Origin of the sequence: Gordonibacter pamelaeae (assembly GCF_003340385.1) — a bacterium.
Lineage (GTDB): Bacteria > Actinomycetota > Coriobacteriia > Coriobacteriales > Eggerthellaceae > Gordonibacter > Gordonibacter pamelaeae.
The window spans coordinates 523,947-539,618 of sequence record NZ_PPTS01000001.1 but is presented as its reverse complement, the minus strand read 5'-3'; the positions used below and the strand labels follow the sequence as shown (position 1 = coordinate 539,618).

Here is a 15,672-nt window from a genome sequence, read left to right as displayed (position 1 = left end):
GGATGCGCCCGCCGTTCGGTTCCTGCAGGAGCCTTACGCAACACCCTGCTCGGCCTCGGCCTGCGGCGCGCCGCCCTTGTCCTTGTACTCGGGCAGGGGGCGGAACAGCTGGAACAGCATGCCCACCAGCACCACGACGGCGACGGCAGTCCACACGCTGAACTCGCCACCGCTCAGCAGCATGCCGAACTGGTAGATCATCAGGCCCACGGCCCACGCGAACACCGTCATGTAGCCGATGGCGAACCAGGTCCACTTCGCGCTCGCCATCTGGCGACGGATGGTGCCGATGGCGGCGAAGCACGGGGCGCACAGCAGGTTGAAGGCGCAGAAGGCCATGATCGCCGGCACGCTGCCGCCCATAAGCGCCCCGAACGCCATCCACATGGACGGGTCGGCCTCGCCGGCATCGCCCAGGCTGGTGAGGATACCCACCGTGGCTACGACGTTCTCCTTGGCCACGAGGCCTGTGATGGAGGTGACGGTTGACTCCCAATTGCCGAAGCCGAGCGGCGCAAACACCCACGCCAGCGCGTTGCCCAAGCCGGCCATGAGGCTGTACTGGATGTAGCCTTCCATTTCCGTGTCGAGAAGGCCGAACGCGCCCTCGTAGAAGCCGAAGTTCATGAGGAACCAGATGACGATGGTCGACAGGAAGATAATCGTGCCGGCCTTCACGATGAAGCTCTTCACACGCTCCCACGTGGCCATAAGCACGTTCTTCACGGCGGGGATGTGATACTGCGGCAGCTCCATGATGAACGGCGTGGCCTCGCCGGCGAACATCTTCGTCTTGCGCAGCATGATGCCGGACACGATGATAGCGATGACGCCTAAGAAGTAGAACACGGGCGCGATCCACCAGGTGGTGCCCGCGTCACCGCCAGCGATGGCGCCGAACACGAGTGCGATGATGGGCAACTTCGCGCCGCAGGGGATCATGGTCGTCGTCATGATGGTCATGCGACGGTCTTTCTCGTTCTCGATGGTTTTCGTGGCCATGACGGCGGGGACGCCGCAGCCCGACGCGATGAGCATGGGGATGAAGCTCTTGCCCGACAGGCCGAACTTGCGGAAGATACGGTCCATGATGAACGCGACGCGCGCCAGGTAACCGCAGGCCTCTAGGATGGACAGCAGCAAGAACAGCACGATCATCTGGGGAACGAAGCCGAGTACCGCGCCCACACCGGCGATGATGCCATCCACAATGAGGCTGATGAGCCACGGTGCCGTGCCGATGGACTCCAGCGCCTCAGTAGCCACAGGCGTGAGGCCTTGGATGTACACGCCGAACTCTGCGGGATCGGGCTCCTCTTCGGCTAAGAGCGCCAGCTCGCTCTCGCTTGCGCCGGCTTCTTCGGCGGCTGCCACGTTCTCTTCCCAAACGCCGACCGCTTCGTCGTACTGCTCGGTGCCGGTGTAGAGCCAGCCGTCGCCGAAGACGCCGTCGTTGGCCCAGTCGGTGAACAGCGTGCCCACGGTGGACACGGAGATGTAGTACACCAGCGTCATGATGACGATGAAGATGGGGATGCCGAGCCAGCGGTTCGTGACCACGCGGTCGATCTTCTGCGTGGTGGTGGCGCCTTTGAGCGACTTCTTCACCGTCTCCGACACCACGTCGCCGATGGCGTCGTAGCGCTCGCCGGTGACGATGCTCTCGGCGTCGTCGTCTTGGCTGTTCTCGAGCGCCTCGCGGATGCTTGCAACGGCCGAGAGGTCACCGGCAGGCAGGCCCAGCTTGTCGATGGTTTTCTGCTCGCCCTCCAGCAGCTTGATGGCGTACCAGCGCGCCACGTTCGGGGTCACGCGCGTACCCAGCACGTCGATGACACGGCCCAGCGCTTCTTCCACCTCGGAGGTGAAGCGCAGGTCAGACGCGGCCGGCGTGCCCTTCTTCGCCGCGTCGATGGCGGTTTTCAGCAGCTCGTCCATGCCGCGGCCCTTGAGCGCCGACGTCTCCACCACGGGGCAGCCCAGCCTGGCCGACAGCTTGGCCACATCGATCTTGTCGCCGTTCTTCTCCACCAGGTCCATCATGTTCAGCGCCACCACCACCGGCAGGCCCAGGTCGAGGATCTGCGTCGTAAGGTAGAGGTTGCGCTCGAGGTTTGTGGCGTCCACGAGGTTGATGACCGCGTCGGGACGGCCGGAGCCCTTCCCGCCCGCAGCTGCCGCATCGCCCAGCAGGTAGTCGCGCGTCACGATCTCCTCGGGCGAGTACGGCGAGAGCGAGTAGACGCCCGGCAAGTCCGTGATGGTGACGTCCAAAGCGTGCGCGTAGGTGCCCTCCTTCTTCTCGACGGTAACGCCCGGCCAGTTGCCCACGTACTGCGAGGCCCCGGTCAGGTCGTTGAACATCGTCGTCTTGCCGCAGTTCGGATTGCCGGCAAGCGCTATGCGAATTCCCATGTTCTGCCTTTCCCGCTCCGTGCCGCCCGGCGGTTCCCGCGCCGTGCGGCTGTTCCGTTCCATCCGGCGTTTCCCTCGCCGGAAGATTCTATCTTCCTGTGCCCTACAAAGTTAACTGTAACTAACTCAATCCCAAAAAACAAAGCCGCTGGTCCGCCGATGCCAGCAAGGGTTTTCGTGGTGCTCCAGATTGGCGTGATGGGTTGGGCGAAGCGTGCTTTTGCACGTGAGCCCAAGCCAGCGCGGCAAGATGGAGTGCCACGGAAAGCCGCAGCGTCGACCCGTTTCGTTGGCCGTCGGGCAGGCGGAGACGAGCCGCGGCGTCGGCCTTTTCTCCGAGCCGTCGGGCGTCAGGCCACCAAGATATTCCCTGCCTCGCTCTTGCGCAGCGACAGCTCGTAGCCGCGCACCGTGACCTCGATGGGGTCGCCCAGCGGGGCCACCTTGCGCACGAACACCTCCGTGCCCTTCGTGATACCCATGTCCATGATGTGACGCTTGACGGCGCCTTCGCCCGTCAGGCGGCGCACCGTGGCCGACTCGCCGATGGCGACATCGCGCAGCGTCTTGCCCTGGCCTTCTGCCATGTACCGCTCCTTCCTTCCTCGCCAGGCGCCTGCAGCGCCCGGCCCTTTCTGACTTCGCCAACTTCAGGAGACGCGAAACCCGCGGGCATGTCCGCATGCGCGTCCTGGGCACCGGGCCGGATTATGAGGCCTGGACACTTCGGCCGAGTGCGCGACCTGGGCGGTCGGACCTGCGAAATAGGTATGCAAGCCGAGCGTGCGACCTTGGCGCGTACGACCTAGGTGCTTGCGACCTTGGCGCGTGCGATGCTTGCGACCTTGGGTGCATGCAGGGCTTTGGGGCGTCCGAAGCGCACCGTCGACCATCCGGCTACCGTTAGCCCGAATTTCCGCTTTCGAATGTTTCACGTGAAACATTTGTACGAAAAATCGGGTAACGGAAAAATGGACGGCGACTCGTGCGCGCAAGCACCCGGACGCACCCGCAGCGCCTAAGCGACGGCGTTCGTGATGACGCGGGACGCGATCTGCTTGTTGAGCGCGACCTGCGTGCCCTTCACCTCCACGATGAGGTCGCCCGCCGCCTCGGCCGTCACCGTGACGCGCGCACCTTCCACAAACCCCAGGTTCTCCAGATGGTGGTGCAGGTCGCCCTTGCCGCGCACTTTCGCAATCGTGGCCGTCTCGCCACTCCCGAGGAACGAGAGCGGCATCTGGCGGCACGCGGCGCCGGGCATCGTGCCCGCGTCGACGCATGCGATACCCGTGCCGGCATGCGCGCGGGCTCGCACGCCCGCCTGCCTACCCATGCCCGCTGCCGTTGCATTGCCCATATGGCTCCCATCAGTTAGCTTCATGTAACAAAAAGTATTCTATAGCAAACTTTTAAGAAATGGAAGTCTTGGTTAACTTTTTCTCTCACATGCCCGCGCAGCTGATTGCCCGCGCCTTTCGGGGGGGGCGCGTGCGCCGCCAGCCTACCCTTCGTCGCCGGCCTTGAGCGTCATGGCGTTCACGGCCACGATGACGGTGGACAGGCTCATGAGCACGGCGCCGACGGCGGGGCTGAGCAGGATGCCCGCGGGCGCGAGCACGCCGGCGGCGAGCGGAATGGCCACGATGTTGTAGCCGGCGCCCCACCAGAGGTTCTGCTTGATCTTGCGCGTGGTGCTCGTGCCCAGGTCGAGCAGCCGCACGATGTCCTCGGGATCGCTCTTCACCAGCACGACGTCGGCCGAGTCGATGGCGACGTCGGTGCCGGCGCCGATGGCGGCGCCCACGTCCGCCTTCGCGAGGGCGGGCGCGTCGTTGATGCCGTCGCCCACCATCATCACGGTGTCCCCCGCCGCGCGGCGCTCCTGCACGAGGCGCACCTTGTCCTGGGGCACGAGGCCGGCATGGAACTCGTCGATCCCCAGGTCGCGGGCCACGGCGCGCGCGGCCTCCTCGTTGTCGCCCGTGAGCATGACGGGCGCGATGCCGCGCTCCTTGAGCTGCTGCACCGCCTCGCGCGCCGTGGGCTTGACCTCGTCGCCCTGCGCCACCACGCCGGCTGCGGCACCGTCGATCACGAGGAAGCTCACCGTGAGGCCGCGGCCCGCGAGCGACTGGAACAGGTCGCGATCGTAGGGAATCCCCTGCTCGTCCAGGTGCCGCGCGTTCGCGACGAGCGCCTGCCGGCCGTCCTCGAGCACGCCCTCCACGCCCACGCCGGCCACGGCGCGCTCGTCGCGCACGGGCTCGGGGCGCACGCCCCGCTCGCGAGCAGCGGCCACGATGCTCGCGGCCAGCGGATGAGACGACGACTGCTCGAGCCCGGCGAGGATCGCAAGCACCTCGTCGTCGCTGCGTCCCTCCCCCACCGCGCGCACCTCCGCCACGCGGAAGTCGCCCTCGGTGAGCGTGCCGGTCTTGTCCATCATCACCACGTTAACGCGCGGCGCCACCTCGAGCGCCCGCCGGCGGCGCACGAGCAGGCCGTTCCGCGCGCCGATGGACGTGGAGCGCGCCGCCACGAGCGGTATGGCCAGGCCGAGCGCGTGCGGGCACGCGATGACGAACACCGTGACCATGCGCGTGAGCGCGTCGCCCACGCTGCCCGTGACGGCAAGCCACGCGGCGAAGGCCGCGATGCCCACGCCCACGGCCGCGTAGAACAGCCAGCGCGCCACCTTGTCCGACAGCACCTCGGCGCGCGACTTCTCCTGCTGCGCCTGCGACACCAGCTTCATGACCTGGGCCAGGTAGCCCGACTCCCCCGTGCCGGTCACGCGCACGTACAGCGTGCCGTCGCCGTTCTGCGATCCGCCGAACACGGAGTCGCCCGCGCCCTTGGCCACGTCGCGCGCCTCGTCGGTGACGAGCGCCTCGTTCACCTGCGACTCGCCGCGCACGACCTCGCCGTCGGCGGGCACCTTCTCCCCCGCCTCCACCATGACGGTCTGCCCCACCTGCACCTCGTCGAGCGGCACGTCGGCGAAAGAGCCGCCCGGCTGTTCCACGTGCGCCTGCGCCGGCAGGAGCTCGGCCATCTCCTTGAGCGCGTCGCCCGCGCCCATCACAGCCCGCATCTCCACCCAGTGGCCCAAAAGCATGATGACGATGAGCGTGGCCAGCTCCCAGAAGAAGTCCATGTGCATGCCGTCCGCGTGCAGGACCGAGCGCTGGACGAAGGCGTAGATGCTGTAGGCGTAGGCCGTGGTGATGCCGAGCGCCACCAGGGTCATCATGGCGGGCTGGCGGCGCTTGAGCTCGTCGGCCGCACCGCGCAGAAACGGCCAGCCGCCGTAGGCGAACAGCACCGTGGCGAGCACCGCCACGACCCAGTCCGACCCGGGGAACGTGAGCGTGATGGGGAGCGTAAGCCCCATGGGCGACGACAACAGCAGGATAGGCACCGTGAGCACGAGGCTCGCGAAGAAGCGCCGCTTGAGGTCCGACCCGTGCATCGCCATGCCGCCTTCGGAGGCGCCCTTTCCGGAAGAACCGCCCCGCCCGTCCTCGCGTACTCCGTCGTGCCCGCCCATCCGCTTCGCCTCACCTTCATCGGTTGCCTCGCCTGCCTAATCGGCACCAGCGTAGGACAGGGCAGCAGCACCGCGCGGTACGAGGGCGAACCGTTGCGCAGCGGAAACGAGGCGGTCGGACGGGCGAAAGGGGCTCAGCCCACCATGTCCAAGGCGAGCGGCTCAATGCGCTCGAGATCATCGCGATGGAGGTCGAGCGACTCCCACAAATCGGTGTTGCGCTGCAAGTTCAACCAATACTCGGGCGATGTGCCGAACAGCCGCGACAGACGCAGCGCCATATCGGAGGTCACGGCGCGACGGCAACGCACGAGCTCGTTCACCGACTGCCGCGAGACGCCCAGCCGTTTCGCCAGCTGCGCCACGCTCAACTCGTAGTCCGGCATGAACTCCTCGCGTAGCACCTCGCCCGGATGCGTGGGCTTCCGCGAGACGATCAGCATGTTCCTCGATTCGGCCATTATTCGCCACCTCCTCAGTGGTAATCGCAGATTTCAACGTCGTAAGCATCTTCACCATCGAACCTGAAGCAGATGCGCCATTGGCCATTCACCGACACCGCGTGCTGGCCAGCACGATCGCCTTGCAAGGCATGAAGCCTGTTTCCTGGTGGAACCCGCATATCGCCCACCGACACCGCGGCATCCAACATGTCCAGCTTCCGCAACGCGCGCCCGGCAACATCCACAGGGAGCTTCTTCGAAGAACCCTCGCAGAAGAGCTGCTCGGTAGCTTTATCGACAAACGATTTTATCATAGCGAGAGTGTAACGCATCACGTGACGCATGACAACCACGAACTGAAGCGGACAAGATGGTTCATGGCAAATCAAGTTTTCAGGGAGAAAAACAGGGTCTCGCGTCGCGCCGGTTGTTTTCGGAACATAGTATACTTAGGATGGATAATCAAAACGTGCGAATTCGAGCAGAAAGCGCAGGACAAGGCTTTGAACCTCTACATCGACACGCGGGGCGCAGGGCCCCGTCCGGTCACGTTCACGGAAGCCGTCGTCGACGGGTTGGCGGCGGGCGGCGGGCTGTACGTGCCCGAGCGTATCCCGGAGCTTACGCTGGAGGACATCGCGGCGCTGGCGCAGCTGCCCTACGCCCAGCGCGCGGCGCGCATCTACCGGGCGTTCGACACCGACCTGCCGGCCGAGACCGTCGATGCGCTCATGGCGCAGATTTACGGCAGCAACTTCGACGACGAGCGCATCTGCCCGATCACGTCGCTCACGGCCGACACCCACGTGCTGGAGCTGTGGCACGGCCCCACGAGCGCGTTCAAGGACATGGCGCTGCAGTGCCTGCCGCGGTTCTTCTCCGCAAGCGCCGCCCAGCTGCGCGAGCAGGGCAAGCTCGACCACGACTTCCTCATCCTCGTGGCCACGTCGGGCGACACGGGCAAAGCCGCGCTCGAGGGCTTCCGCGACGTGGACGGCGTGTCCATCGGCGTGATGTACCCCGACGGGGGCGTGAGCGACATCCAGTTCAAGCAGATGGCCACGCAGCGCGGCCGCAACGTGCAGGTGTGGGGCGTGCGCGGCAACTTCGACGACTGCCAGACCGGCGCGAAGAACGTGTTCGGCGACGAGGCCTTCGCGGAAAAGCTGCAGGATACGCACGGCGTGGCGCTGTCGAGCGCGAACTCCATCAACTGGGGGCGCCTCATGCCCCAGATCGTGTACTACGTGTCGGCCTACGCGCAGCTCGTGGCCGATGGCAAACTGGGACTGGGCGACGAGCTGGACGTGTGCGTGCCCACCGGCAACTTCGGCAACATCCTGGCCGCCTACTACGCCAAGCGCATGGGCGTGCCGCTGGGCATGCTGTACTGCGCCAGCAACGAGAACCGCGTGCTCACCGACTTCATCAACACGGGCACCTACGACATCTCCGAGCGCCCCTTCGTGCTGACGCCGTCGCCTTCGATGGACATCCTCGTGTCGTCGAACCTGGAGCGCCAGCTGTTCGAGCTGACGGGCCGCGACGCCGAGGCCATCGCCGGCTGGATGGCCGACCTGCGCGAGCAGCGCCGCTTCCGCGTGGACGAGGGCACGTTCGCCCGCGTGAGGGAGCAGTTCGCCTCCGATTCCATCGACAACGCCACGTGCCTGGACACCATCAAGCGCGTGTTCGACGAGCACGATTACCTGCTGGACCCGCACACGGCCGTGGCCTACCGAACCGCCGAGAACCTGCGGGGCGAGAACCCCGTGCTCATCGCGAGCACGGCGCACTGGGCCAAGTTCGGCGACAACGTGTACCGCGCGCTGCACGGGCTTGAGCCGGGTGCCGCGCTGCCCGCCGACGTGGCCGCGCTTTCCGGCTGCGAGCTGAACGAGCTCATCGCGCAGGAGACGGGCAAGCATGACATCCCCCGCGGCCTGGCCGAGCTCGACGCGCTGCCCATCCGCTTCGACGAGGTGATCGAGGGCGGCACGGACAGCATCGAGGCGGCGGCCGCACGCTTCCTGGAGGAGCTGGGCGCAGCGGCGCCCGGACGCGACGATCGAGACTGACGGTCCCCCGCAACGGCGGCGGACGCGACAAGAGAAGGACGAGGACAGACTATGAGCGAACTTGCGAACCTGAAGCCGACCATCCGGCTTTCCATCATGAACCCCGACTCCGAGAGCGGCTCGCTGTTCGGGCGCGGCATCGCGAACCTGTGCCTGGGCGTGCGCGAGACGGGCTCGCTCAACGCGTCCGCCAAGGGCATGGGCATGGCCTACAGCAAGGCGTGGCGCATCGTTAAGGACACCGAGGCGGCGCTGGGCATCCAGCTGCTCGACCGCGACGGCGCGCACGGATCCACCCTGACCGAGGCCGGCGACAAGCTGCTCGACGCCTACGTGGCCATCGACAAGAAGCTGCAGGAAGACGCCGAGAAGGAGTTCGCCCGCATCCTCGGCTAGCGGGAAGCGCCTCGCATGCTAAGCAGGCGAGGCGACAGGAGAAGACAGCGAGCCCCGAGAGGCGCTTGCCCGGAGGGGAGCCGGGCGGCCGCTTCTCGGGGCTCGCGTGCGTTGCGGACTTGCTAGCAGCCGTTCGAGCAGGTGAAAGCGCGATCCTCGCGGGAGAGGCCGTGCTTGACGCGATCCGACTCCTCGGCCGTCTTGGCATCGTTCCAACGATCCATCGTGCCCACCAGATAGCCCGTTATGCGGCGGATGCGGTCGAACGGAACGGCCTCGAACCCGTAGGAGATGCCTACGTCCTCGCCGTCGACGTCCAGCTTGAGGGACTGCAGCACCTGGCCGGGGTGCTGGGCGTGCGCACGGTCGAGGTACGCCTCGATCTCGCGCTGCGTGACCGGCTTGTCGTGCTCGTTGGCGTAGGAGATGGCGACGTCGACGCCGGAAACCTTCAGTTCGATCTGCTGGGACATGATGGCTCCTTTAAATGGTATAGTTTTAGTATCATTTACGGGGCCATCATAGCACAACGGCGCGCGGCGCGCAGGAGGTTTCCGGCAACGGCCGGGCAACGGCAGCCAGGACGGAGGGCGGCTGCGGCGGGCGAGGCGTGACAGAGGGACGTGACAGAGGGACGGGGATAATGTCACATTCCAATATGTCTGCCAAAGCCCTACCGCGTCGCAGAATGTGACATTATCCCCGTCCCTCTGTCACGTCCCTCTGTCACGCCTCGGTAGAACGCGATGGCCAGCTGGGTGCGGTTCTTGAGGGCGAGCTTCTGCAGGATGGCGCTGATGTGGTTGCGCACGGTGCCCTCGCTCAGGTAGAGGCGCGCGGCGATCTCCTTGTTGTCCAGGCCCTCGGCCACAAGCCCCACGATGGCGCGCTCGCGCTCGGTGAGCGCTTCGAGGCGTGCGGGCTCGGGGGCGGGCGGGACGGCTCCGCGCATGAGGGCGTCCACGCGGCCGAGCACCTCGCCGCCGAGCACGCTCTGGCCGGCCGTCACCGAGCGCAGCGCCGGGGCGATGGTGGCCACTTCCTGCTTGATAAGGTAACCCTTCGCGCCCAGGCGCAGGGCGCGCACGATGTACTCGTCGTCGGAGAACGTGGTGAGGAACACGACGCGCGCCTCCGGGTGCGCGGCCAGGATGCGCTCGGCCGCTTCGAGGCCGCCCACGCCCGGCATCTGGATGTCCATGAGCAGCACGTCGGGGCGCTCGCGCTCGAACAGCGCCACGGCTTCCTCGCCGTCATGGCCCTCGCCCGCCACGACGATGTCGGGCTCGGCGGAGAGGATGGTGGCGAGCGACGCGGTGACGAACGGGTCGTCGTCCACGACGCACACGCGGAGAGGCTCGGCGGCGGGCGCTTCGCTCATGCGGGGTCCCCCTTCGGAACGGTGGCGAACACTTTGAAGCCGCGGTCGTAGTCGAAACGGCAACGGCCGCCGAGCGCGCGGGCGCGATCGGCCATGGTGGACAATCCGATGCCCCCGTCGGCGCGGGGCGCGTCGCCCAGCATGTCGGACGGCGGCGGGACCGAGCCGTTGTCGTGCACGACCAGCCGGTAGAACGCCGGGTAGGCGGCCACCGACACCGACACGCGGCTGGCGTCGGAGTGCTTGGCGGCGTTGGAGAGCGCCTCGCGCACGATGGCGATGAAGCCGTAGCCCACGTCGGGCGGCACGTCGGATGCACGGTAGTCGATGTCCACGGCGAGCGTCGCGCAGGCGTCCGCCGCCTCCCGGATCTGCGTCTCCAGGTCGAACGCGTCGTCGTGCAGGTCGTGCACGCTCGCGCGCACGCAGCCCATGGCCTCGTGCAGCGTGTCGCCCACCTGGGCGAGCTCGCCGCGCACCCGCTCGTCGTCGCGGTGCACCACCTGCAGCGCCTCCACCTGCATGATGGAGCGCGTGAGCAGGTGCCCCACGTTGTCGTGTATCTCGCGCGCGATGCGCCCGCGCTCGGCCAGCGTAGCCAGCCTCACCTCGAGATCCTGCTTGTCGCGCAGGCCGCGGTTCTTCTCCTCGAGCGCGAGCGACGTCTCCTGCACGTCGTCGCGCAGGCGGCGGTACGCGGCGAGCTCGGCCTGGAAGCGGCGCGTGCGGTACGACAGCAGAAGGGCCAAGGCGCAGGCCAGCGCCATGAGGAGAGCGAGCACGGCATCGAGCCGCACGAGCGCGGAGAGCGCGGGAAGCAGCCAGCACCAGCGGACCAGCGGGTGGTCGTCGCGCGAGAGGTCGTACGCCGCGAGGGCCAGAAACGCCGCGAAGGGCGGCCACACGAGCGCCGCGAGCGCGTAGGCGAGCGCGGGAACGGAGGCGAGCCTCCGCGGCAGCACCTCGCCGAGCGCCGAGGCGGCCACGGAGCACAGCAGCGCCAGCAGCAGCGCGACCCCCCATGGCAGCACGGCGAAGCATGCGAGGCAGCACGCGAGCACGACGACCTTGTCGACGATTCTCTCCATGGGGCCATGGTAGCAGGTCGCACGTCGCCGCACGGGCGGCCGCAGGCGAATCCGTGACATTTGTCATACCGGCAGCGACGATCGGTGACGGCGCTCACTGGCGGTGCGGGCGCAGACCGGGCATTATGGAGGCATCATCGAGGAGAAGGTAGGGAGATCCCCCATGGAAGACATCATCGCGGTCGACAACCTGGTGAAGCGCTACGGCGACATGGTCGCGCTCGACCATTTCAGCCTGCACATCGCGCCGGGCGAGGTGTTCGGCCTTCTGGGCCCCAACGGCTCGGGCAAGACCACGGCCATCAACTGCATGCTGCAGCTGCTCACCTACGACAAGGGCGCCATCCGCCTGTTCGGCGAGGACATGAAGCCGTCGCGCTACGACCTGAAGCGGCGCATCGGCGTGGTGCCGCAGAACGTGGCCGTGTTCGAGGAGCTCACGGTGCGCGGCAACATCGACTACTTCTGCGCGCTCTACGTGGACGACAGGCGCCGCCGCCAGGAGCTCGTGGAGGAGGCCATCGCGTTCGTGGGGCTGGAGGACTACACGAAGTTCCGCCCGCGCAAGCTATCGGGCGGCCTGCTGCGCCGCCTCAACATCGCGTGCGGCATTGCGCACAAGCCCGAGCTCATCTTCTTCGACGAGCCCACCGTAGCCGTGGACCCGCAGAGCAGGAACTCCATCCTCGAGGGCATCCTGCGCCTGAACGCGCAGGGGTCGACCATCGTGTACACGAGCCACTACATGGAGGAGGTGGAGGACATCTGCACGCGCATCATGATCATGGACGCGGGGCGGGCGCTCGCCACCGGCACGAACGACGAGCTCAAGGCCATGATCGGCACGGGCGAGCGCATCCGCGTGGAGGTGGATGCCTGCGACGACGAGGCGCTGGCCGCCCTGCGGGCGCTGCCGTGCGTGCTGGGGGCGTCCTTCGACGGGACGATGCTCGAGGCCGACTGCGGCAACGGCGCGCACAACGTGGCCGACGTGCTGGGCGTGCTGGCGGCGCGCGGCGTGGCGACGGGGCGCATCTACGCCGAGCCTCCCACGCTGAACGACGTGTTCCTCGAGATCACCGGCAAGGCTTTGAGGGATTAGGGGGCCGGCCATGTGGAACGCATTCAGAGGGGCACTCGCGGTGCTCACGCGGAAGACGGAGCTGGCGATGTGGGCGCTCATCTTCCCCATCATCCTGTCCACCCTGTTCATGTTCATGTTCGCGAACCTGGACGAGTCGACGGCGTTCGAGGCCGTTCCCACGGCGGTGGTGGCCGACGACGCGTACCGCGCCGACGAGGGGTTCTCCACCCTGGTGGACGAGCTGTCCCAGCCCGGCGACGACCAGCTGCTGGACGTGCGCGAGTTCGCCACCGCCGAGGAGGCGCGGGGGGCGCTCAAGGCGGGCGACGTGGTTGGCGTGCTGTCCGTGGACAGCGAGGGCATGCCGCACCTGGCGGTGTCGCCCGTCTCCGACGGCATGGGCGTGAGCACGATGCAGGTCGGCCGCACCATCCTGAACACGGTGGCCGACACGTACGTGCGCAACGCCGACCTGCTGCAGGGCATCGCGCACGACAACCCGATGGCGTTGGCCGACCTCGGCTTGGTGGAACGCGCGCTCTCGCAGGGCGATGCCACCGTGCAGGTGTCGCTGACGCACAACGAGCCCTCGCAGTCGGTGCGGTTCTACTACGCGCTCTTGGGCATGGCCTGCTTGTTCTGCGCGCAGATAGGGATGGTGGCCGTGTGCGAGGCGCAACCGAACCTCTCGGCCCTCGGCGCGCGCCGGGCCGTGGGCGCCGTGAGCCGGGGCAAGACGCTCGCGGCGGCGCTGGCGGCCAGCTGGGTGCTGGCGACGGCATGCCTTCTTGCGGCGCTGGCCTACATGCGCTTCACGGCGGGCATCGACTTCGCAGGCAGGGAGGTTGCCTGCATCGGAGCCATCGCGGTGTGCGCGCTGTTCTCCACCGCGTTCGGCACGCTTCTGGGATCGCTTCCCAAGGTGGGATTCGGCGTGAAGACGGGCCTGCTCACGGGCACGACCTGCCTGCTCTCGCTGTTCGCGGGCCTCTACGGCGAGCCCGTGATGAACATGGCCGACCAGCTGGCGCGCGACTATCCGCTGCTCGCCTCGCTCAACCCTGCGAAGGTGGTCACCGACACGTTCTACAGCCTGTATTACTACGATTCGCTTGAGCCCTTCTTCGGCAAGGTTGGGCTTCTGCTGGCGATGACCGCCGTCGTGTTCGCCGTGTCCGCCCTGTTCATAAGGAGGCAGCGCTATGCAAGTATTTAAAACCGCCCTGCGCGTGGTGCTCACGCACCCCGTGTACGTGGTCGTGTACGTGGGATTCTTGAGCCTGCTGGGGCTGTTCGTGGCCATGGGCGTCGCCCCTGACACGAACGCGGGAAGCTATGAGGCGGTGAAGGCGCCGTTCGCCGTCGTCGACCGAGACGGCAGCGTGCTCTCCGAGCGCCTGGCCGCGTTTCTGGGAGAGCACGGCGAGCAGGTGGAGGTGGCCGACGAGTCCTTCGCGATGCAGGACGCCGTGGCCACGGGGCAGGTCAAGTGCGTGCTCGTGGTGCCCGAGGGGTACGAGCGCGCGTTTTTGGAGGCCGCGCGCTCGGGCGAGGACGCGCCCGCCGTAGAGGTGGCGTACAGCTACGGGACAATGGCCGGCACGCTGCTCGACCAGCAGGCGAACCAGTACCTGGGGCTCGTGCGGGCCGAGGCCGCGCTCGAGCCGGACGCCCCTGCGTCCGACGTGATGGCGCGCGCCGACGATGCCGCCGCGCAGACGGCCGCCGTCGAGACGGTGAAGACGCAGGACGGGGCCATCCCGGCCGACCGCTTCGCGTTCTACCTCATGTGGTGCTCCTACACGCTCATGGCCTCCATCATCGTATGCGTGAGCCTGCTCATGGGCGCGTTCAACCGCACCGACGTGCTGCGGCGCACGCAGGTGGGGCCCCAGAGCAGCGTGCGGCTGGGTCTGTGGAAAGCGGCGGCCAGCCTGCTGGTGACCGTGGCGGTGTGCGCGGTGACCTGCGGTATCGGGCTGGCGGCGTTCGGATACACGCTGGAAGGCGTTCCCGGCGGAGCCGTCGCGCTCATGCTGGCGGCGGCGTTCGCGCTGGCCCTCGTGCCGTTGGCGGTGGGCTTCCTGCTGGGCCAGCTGGGCGTGGGCGAGGCGACCACGAACGCCGTGGGCAACATCGGCGGCATGGTGATGGCGTTCATGGGCGGCGCATGGATCAGCCTGGACTTGCTCGGCGCCGAGATGCAGACGGCGGCGAAGTTCTTCCCCACGTACTGGTACACCCAGGCGGTCACCGAGAGCGCGCACCTCGCCGAAGTCACCTGGGAGACCGCCGCGCCCATTCTGGCGAACCTCGGGGTCATCGTACTGTTCGCAGCCGCCGTCTTCGCCGTGGCGTTGGCCGCGGGACGCGTGCGCATGCGCTCGGCCGAGGCCGGCGGCAACGCGGCCGCGAGCCTGACGGGGGCGTAAGGGGCCGCGCCGGGGCTTCGCCGGGGCCCGCCGTCCGTCGGCGCGGGCTTTTCCGGCGCCGACGGACGGCCGCTACCTTGCCGCCCCCGCCTCCTTCGCAGGGGCGGGGGCGGCCTTCTTCCTAGGGCGGCCGGGCCTCGGCGGGTTGGCCTGGCGCTCGCGGATGCTCCACAGGTAGACGTAGTTGTCGCGGCCGATCTTCTTGGAGGCCAGCTGGCCCGAGCACACCATCTGCCGCACGCGAGCGTCGCTCACGCCGAGCTCGATCGCGGCCATCCGCGTGGTGAGCAGACCGCGCTCGGTGTTCACGTCAACCGAGATAGCCACGAGCAGACCCTCGTGCTCCGTCGGGTACGTCGGCTTGGGGAGGGGCTTGTCGAGCTGGAGGTAGTCGTCGAGCATGATCTCGAGAAGATCCGCCCCCATCTCGATGGCCTCGGCGATGTTGTCCCCCTGCGTCACCTGGTCAAAATCGTTCAGGTACGTGCAGTAGCCACCAAGCTCGTCCTCGATGACGAGCACTGGATAGGTGTAGCGCATGTCGACTCCTTTCAGCAAAACCCTCATCGCCAGCCAGCGCGCTTCTTGATAGTCTCCCAAAGCCCTTTTTTGAACTCGCGGGCATGATAGGGAATGGTTATCGTTACGCCGTTTTTGGTAAGCACTCTGTGCGAGCCTTTGCCCAATCCTGAATCCCGCCAACCCTCCTTGAGAAGACGACGGTACACTTTTGATGGTTTAGGCGGCATTTTTCGCTCCTTTTACTATAACGCACGAGTAAGTATTTCTCAAGAGTAAGGTT

16 protein-coding genes are annotated in these 15,672 nt (G+C 67.1%); 5 read left to right on the top strand and 11 right to left on the bottom strand.

Features of this window, described 5'->3' with window-relative positions; translation table 11 throughout:
* Window positions 1-33: 33 nt before the first annotated feature.
* The 6 genes from feoB to C1877_RS02310 form a co-directional block, all read right to left on the bottom strand.
* A complete protein-coding gene (gene feoB, locus C1877_RS02335; protein ID WP_114568291.1) occupies window positions 34-2,415 on the bottom strand; it encodes a ferrous iron transporter B in 2,382 nt (793 codons plus the stop codon).
* Between the two features lie 350 nt (window positions 2,416-2,765).
* Entirely contained in the window at window positions 2,766-3,002 is a 237-nt protein-coding gene (locus tag C1877_RS02330; protein WP_015539433.1) for a FeoA family protein, read from the bottom strand.
* A gap of 431 nt (window positions 3,003-3,433) precedes the next feature.
* Window positions 3,434-3,775, bottom strand: a complete 342-nt coding sequence (locus C1877_RS15570; protein WP_015539432.1) for a FeoA family protein — start codon at window positions 3,773-3,775, stop codon at window positions 3,434-3,436.
* Between the two features lie 144 nt (window positions 3,776-3,919).
* Window positions 3,920-5,890, bottom strand: a complete 1,971-nt coding sequence (locus C1877_RS02320; RefSeq protein WP_244909769.1) for a heavy metal translocating P-type ATPase — start codon at window positions 5,888-5,890, stop codon at window positions 3,920-3,922.
* A gap of 212 nt (window positions 5,891-6,102) precedes the next feature.
* The gene (locus C1877_RS02315) at window positions 6,103-6,429 is read right to left on the bottom strand and encodes a HigA family addiction module antitoxin (protein ID WP_015539431.1); all 327 of its coding nucleotides are present in this window, start codon (window positions 6,427-6,429) and stop codon (window positions 6,103-6,105) included.
* A 14-nt stretch (window positions 6,430-6,443) separates the two neighbouring features.
* Window positions 6,444-6,725 (bottom strand): type II toxin-antitoxin system RelE/ParE family toxin, encoded by a 282-nt coding sequence (locus C1877_RS02310; RefSeq protein WP_041240221.1) that lies wholly within the window; start codon window positions 6,723-6,725, stop codon window positions 6,444-6,446.
* Between the two features lie 189 nt (window positions 6,726-6,914).
* Between C1877_RS02310 and thrC the strand changes: the two genes are divergently transcribed.
* Together thrC and C1877_RS02300 are read left to right on the top strand one after the other, a co-directional pair.
* Window positions 6,915-8,489 (top strand): threonine synthase, encoded by a 1,575-nt coding sequence (gene thrC / locus C1877_RS02305; protein WP_181813774.1) that lies wholly within the window; start codon window positions 6,915-6,917, stop codon window positions 8,487-8,489.
* Between the two features lie 51 nt (window positions 8,490-8,540).
* Entirely contained in the window at window positions 8,541-8,885 is a 345-nt protein-coding gene (locus tag C1877_RS02300; protein WP_015539429.1) for a winged helix-turn-helix domain-containing protein, read from the top strand.
* Window positions 8,886-9,007: 122 nt separating this feature from the next.
* On the opposite strand, the gene nrdD is transcribed toward C1877_RS02300, so the two are convergent.
* From nrdD to C1877_RS02285, 3 genes are all read right to left on the bottom strand, one after another.
* Window positions 9,008-9,358 (bottom strand): anaerobic ribonucleoside-triphosphate reductase, encoded by a 351-nt coding sequence (nrdD, locus tag C1877_RS02295; protein WP_015539428.1) that lies wholly within the window; start codon window positions 9,356-9,358, stop codon window positions 9,008-9,010.
* Between the two features lie 200 nt (window positions 9,359-9,558).
* Window positions 9,559-10,266 (bottom strand): response regulator, encoded by a 708-nt coding sequence (locus C1877_RS02290; RefSeq protein ID WP_114568249.1) that lies wholly within the window; start codon window positions 10,264-10,266, stop codon window positions 9,559-9,561.
* Window positions 10,263-11,354 carry a sensor histidine kinase gene (locus tag C1877_RS02285; protein ID WP_114568248.1) on the bottom strand — a complete coding sequence of 364 codons (1,092 nt, stop codon included), beginning with the start codon at window positions 11,352-11,354 and terminating at the stop codon, window positions 10,263-10,265. The genes C1877_RS02290 and C1877_RS02285 overlap by 4 nt, the downstream gene beginning before the upstream one ends.
* A 163-nt stretch (window positions 11,355-11,517) precedes the next feature.
* Here C1877_RS02285 and C1877_RS02280 point away from each other — a divergent pair, with 163 nt between their 5' ends.
* Genes C1877_RS02280 through C1877_RS02270 form a run of 3 tightly spaced genes read left to right on the top strand, consistent with a single transcriptional unit; the run spans window position 11,518 to window position 14,870 of the window.
* Window positions 11,518-12,456: an ABC transporter ATP-binding protein gene (locus tag C1877_RS02280; RefSeq protein ID WP_114568247.1), complete on the top strand. Its 939-nt coding sequence runs from the start codon at window positions 11,518-11,520 to the stop codon at window positions 12,454-12,456.
* 10 nt (window positions 12,457-12,466) lie between these two features.
* Complete coding sequence (locus tag C1877_RS02275) at window positions 12,467-13,654, top strand: ABC transporter permease (protein WP_114568246.1); 1,188 nt, start codon at window positions 12,467-12,469, stop codon at window positions 13,652-13,654.
* On the top strand, window positions 13,641-14,870 hold the full coding sequence (locus tag C1877_RS02270; RefSeq protein ID WP_114568245.1) for an ABC transporter permease: 1,230 nt from the start codon (window positions 13,641-13,643) through the stop codon (window positions 14,868-14,870). The genes C1877_RS02275 and C1877_RS02270 overlap by 14 nt, the downstream gene beginning before the upstream one ends.
* A gap of 72 nt (window positions 14,871-14,942) precedes the next feature.
* Here the strand turns inward: C1877_RS02270 and C1877_RS02265 are convergent, their stop codons facing one another.
* Together C1877_RS02265 and C1877_RS02260 are read right to left on the bottom strand one after the other, a co-directional pair.
* Window positions 14,943-15,410, bottom strand: coding sequence for a type II toxin-antitoxin system HicB family antitoxin (locus tag C1877_RS02265; RefSeq protein ID WP_114568244.1), 468 nt, complete (start codon window positions 15,408-15,410; stop codon window positions 14,943-14,945).
* A 23-nt stretch (window positions 15,411-15,433) separates the two neighbouring features.
* Window positions 15,434-15,619 (bottom strand): type II toxin-antitoxin system HicA family toxin, encoded by a 186-nt coding sequence (locus C1877_RS02260; RefSeq protein WP_083808963.1) that lies wholly within the window; start codon window positions 15,617-15,619, stop codon window positions 15,434-15,436.
* Window positions 15,620-15,672 lie beyond the last annotated feature (53 nt).

Bases quoted from the DNA above. Each gene is read 5' to 3' on its own strand.
- C1877_RS15570 (WP_015539432.1), bottom strand. From the start codon at position 3,775: ATGGGCAATGCAACGGCAGCGGGCATGGGTAGGCAGGCGGGCGTGCGA.
- C1877_RS02310 (WP_041240221.1), bottom strand. From the start codon at position 6,725: ATGATAAAATCGTTTGTCGATAAAGCTACCGAGCAGCTCTTCTGCGAG.
- C1877_RS02260 (WP_083808963.1), bottom strand. From the start codon at position 15,619: ATGCCGCCTAAACCATCAAAAGTGTACCGTCGTCTTCTCAAGGAGGGT.
- C1877_RS02280 (WP_114568247.1), top strand. From the start codon at position 11,518: ATGGAAGACATCATCGCGGTCGACAACCTGGTGAAGCGCTACGGCGAC.
- C1877_RS02290 (WP_114568249.1), bottom strand. From the start codon at position 10,266: ATGAGCGAAGCGCCCGCCGCCGAGCCTCTCCGCGTGTGCGTCGTGGAC.
- C1877_RS02275 (WP_114568246.1), top strand. From the start codon at position 12,467: ATGTGGAACGCATTCAGAGGGGCACTCGCGGTGCTCACGCGGAAGACG.
- C1877_RS02320 (WP_244909769.1), bottom strand. From the start codon at position 5,890: ATGCACGGGTCGGACCTCAAGCGGCGCTTCTTCGCGAGCCTCGTGCTC.
- C1877_RS02330 (WP_015539433.1), bottom strand. From the start codon at position 3,002: ATGGCAGAAGGCCAGGGCAAGACGCTGCGCGATGTCGCCATCGGCGAG.
- C1877_RS02315 (WP_015539431.1), bottom strand. From the start codon at position 6,429: ATGGCCGAATCGAGGAACATGCTGATCGTCTCGCGGAAGCCCACGCAT.
- nrdD (WP_015539428.1), bottom strand. From the start codon at position 9,358: ATGTCCCAGCAGATCGAACTGAAGGTTTCCGGCGTCGACGTCGCCATC.
- C1877_RS02270 (WP_114568245.1), top strand. From the start codon at position 13,641: ATGCAAGTATTTAAAACCGCCCTGCGCGTGGTGCTCACGCACCCCGTG.
- C1877_RS02265 (WP_114568244.1), bottom strand. From the start codon at position 15,410: ATGCGCTACACCTATCCAGTGCTCGTCATCGAGGACGAGCTTGGTGGC.
- C1877_RS02300 (WP_015539429.1), top strand. From the start codon at position 8,541: ATGAGCGAACTTGCGAACCTGAAGCCGACCATCCGGCTTTCCATCATG.
- feoB (WP_114568291.1), bottom strand. From the start codon at position 2,415: ATGGGAATTCGCATAGCGCTTGCCGGCAATCCGAACTGCGGCAAGACG.
- C1877_RS02285 (WP_114568248.1), bottom strand. From the start codon at position 11,354: ATGGAGAGAATCGTCGACAAGGTCGTCGTGCTCGCGTGCTGCCTCGCA.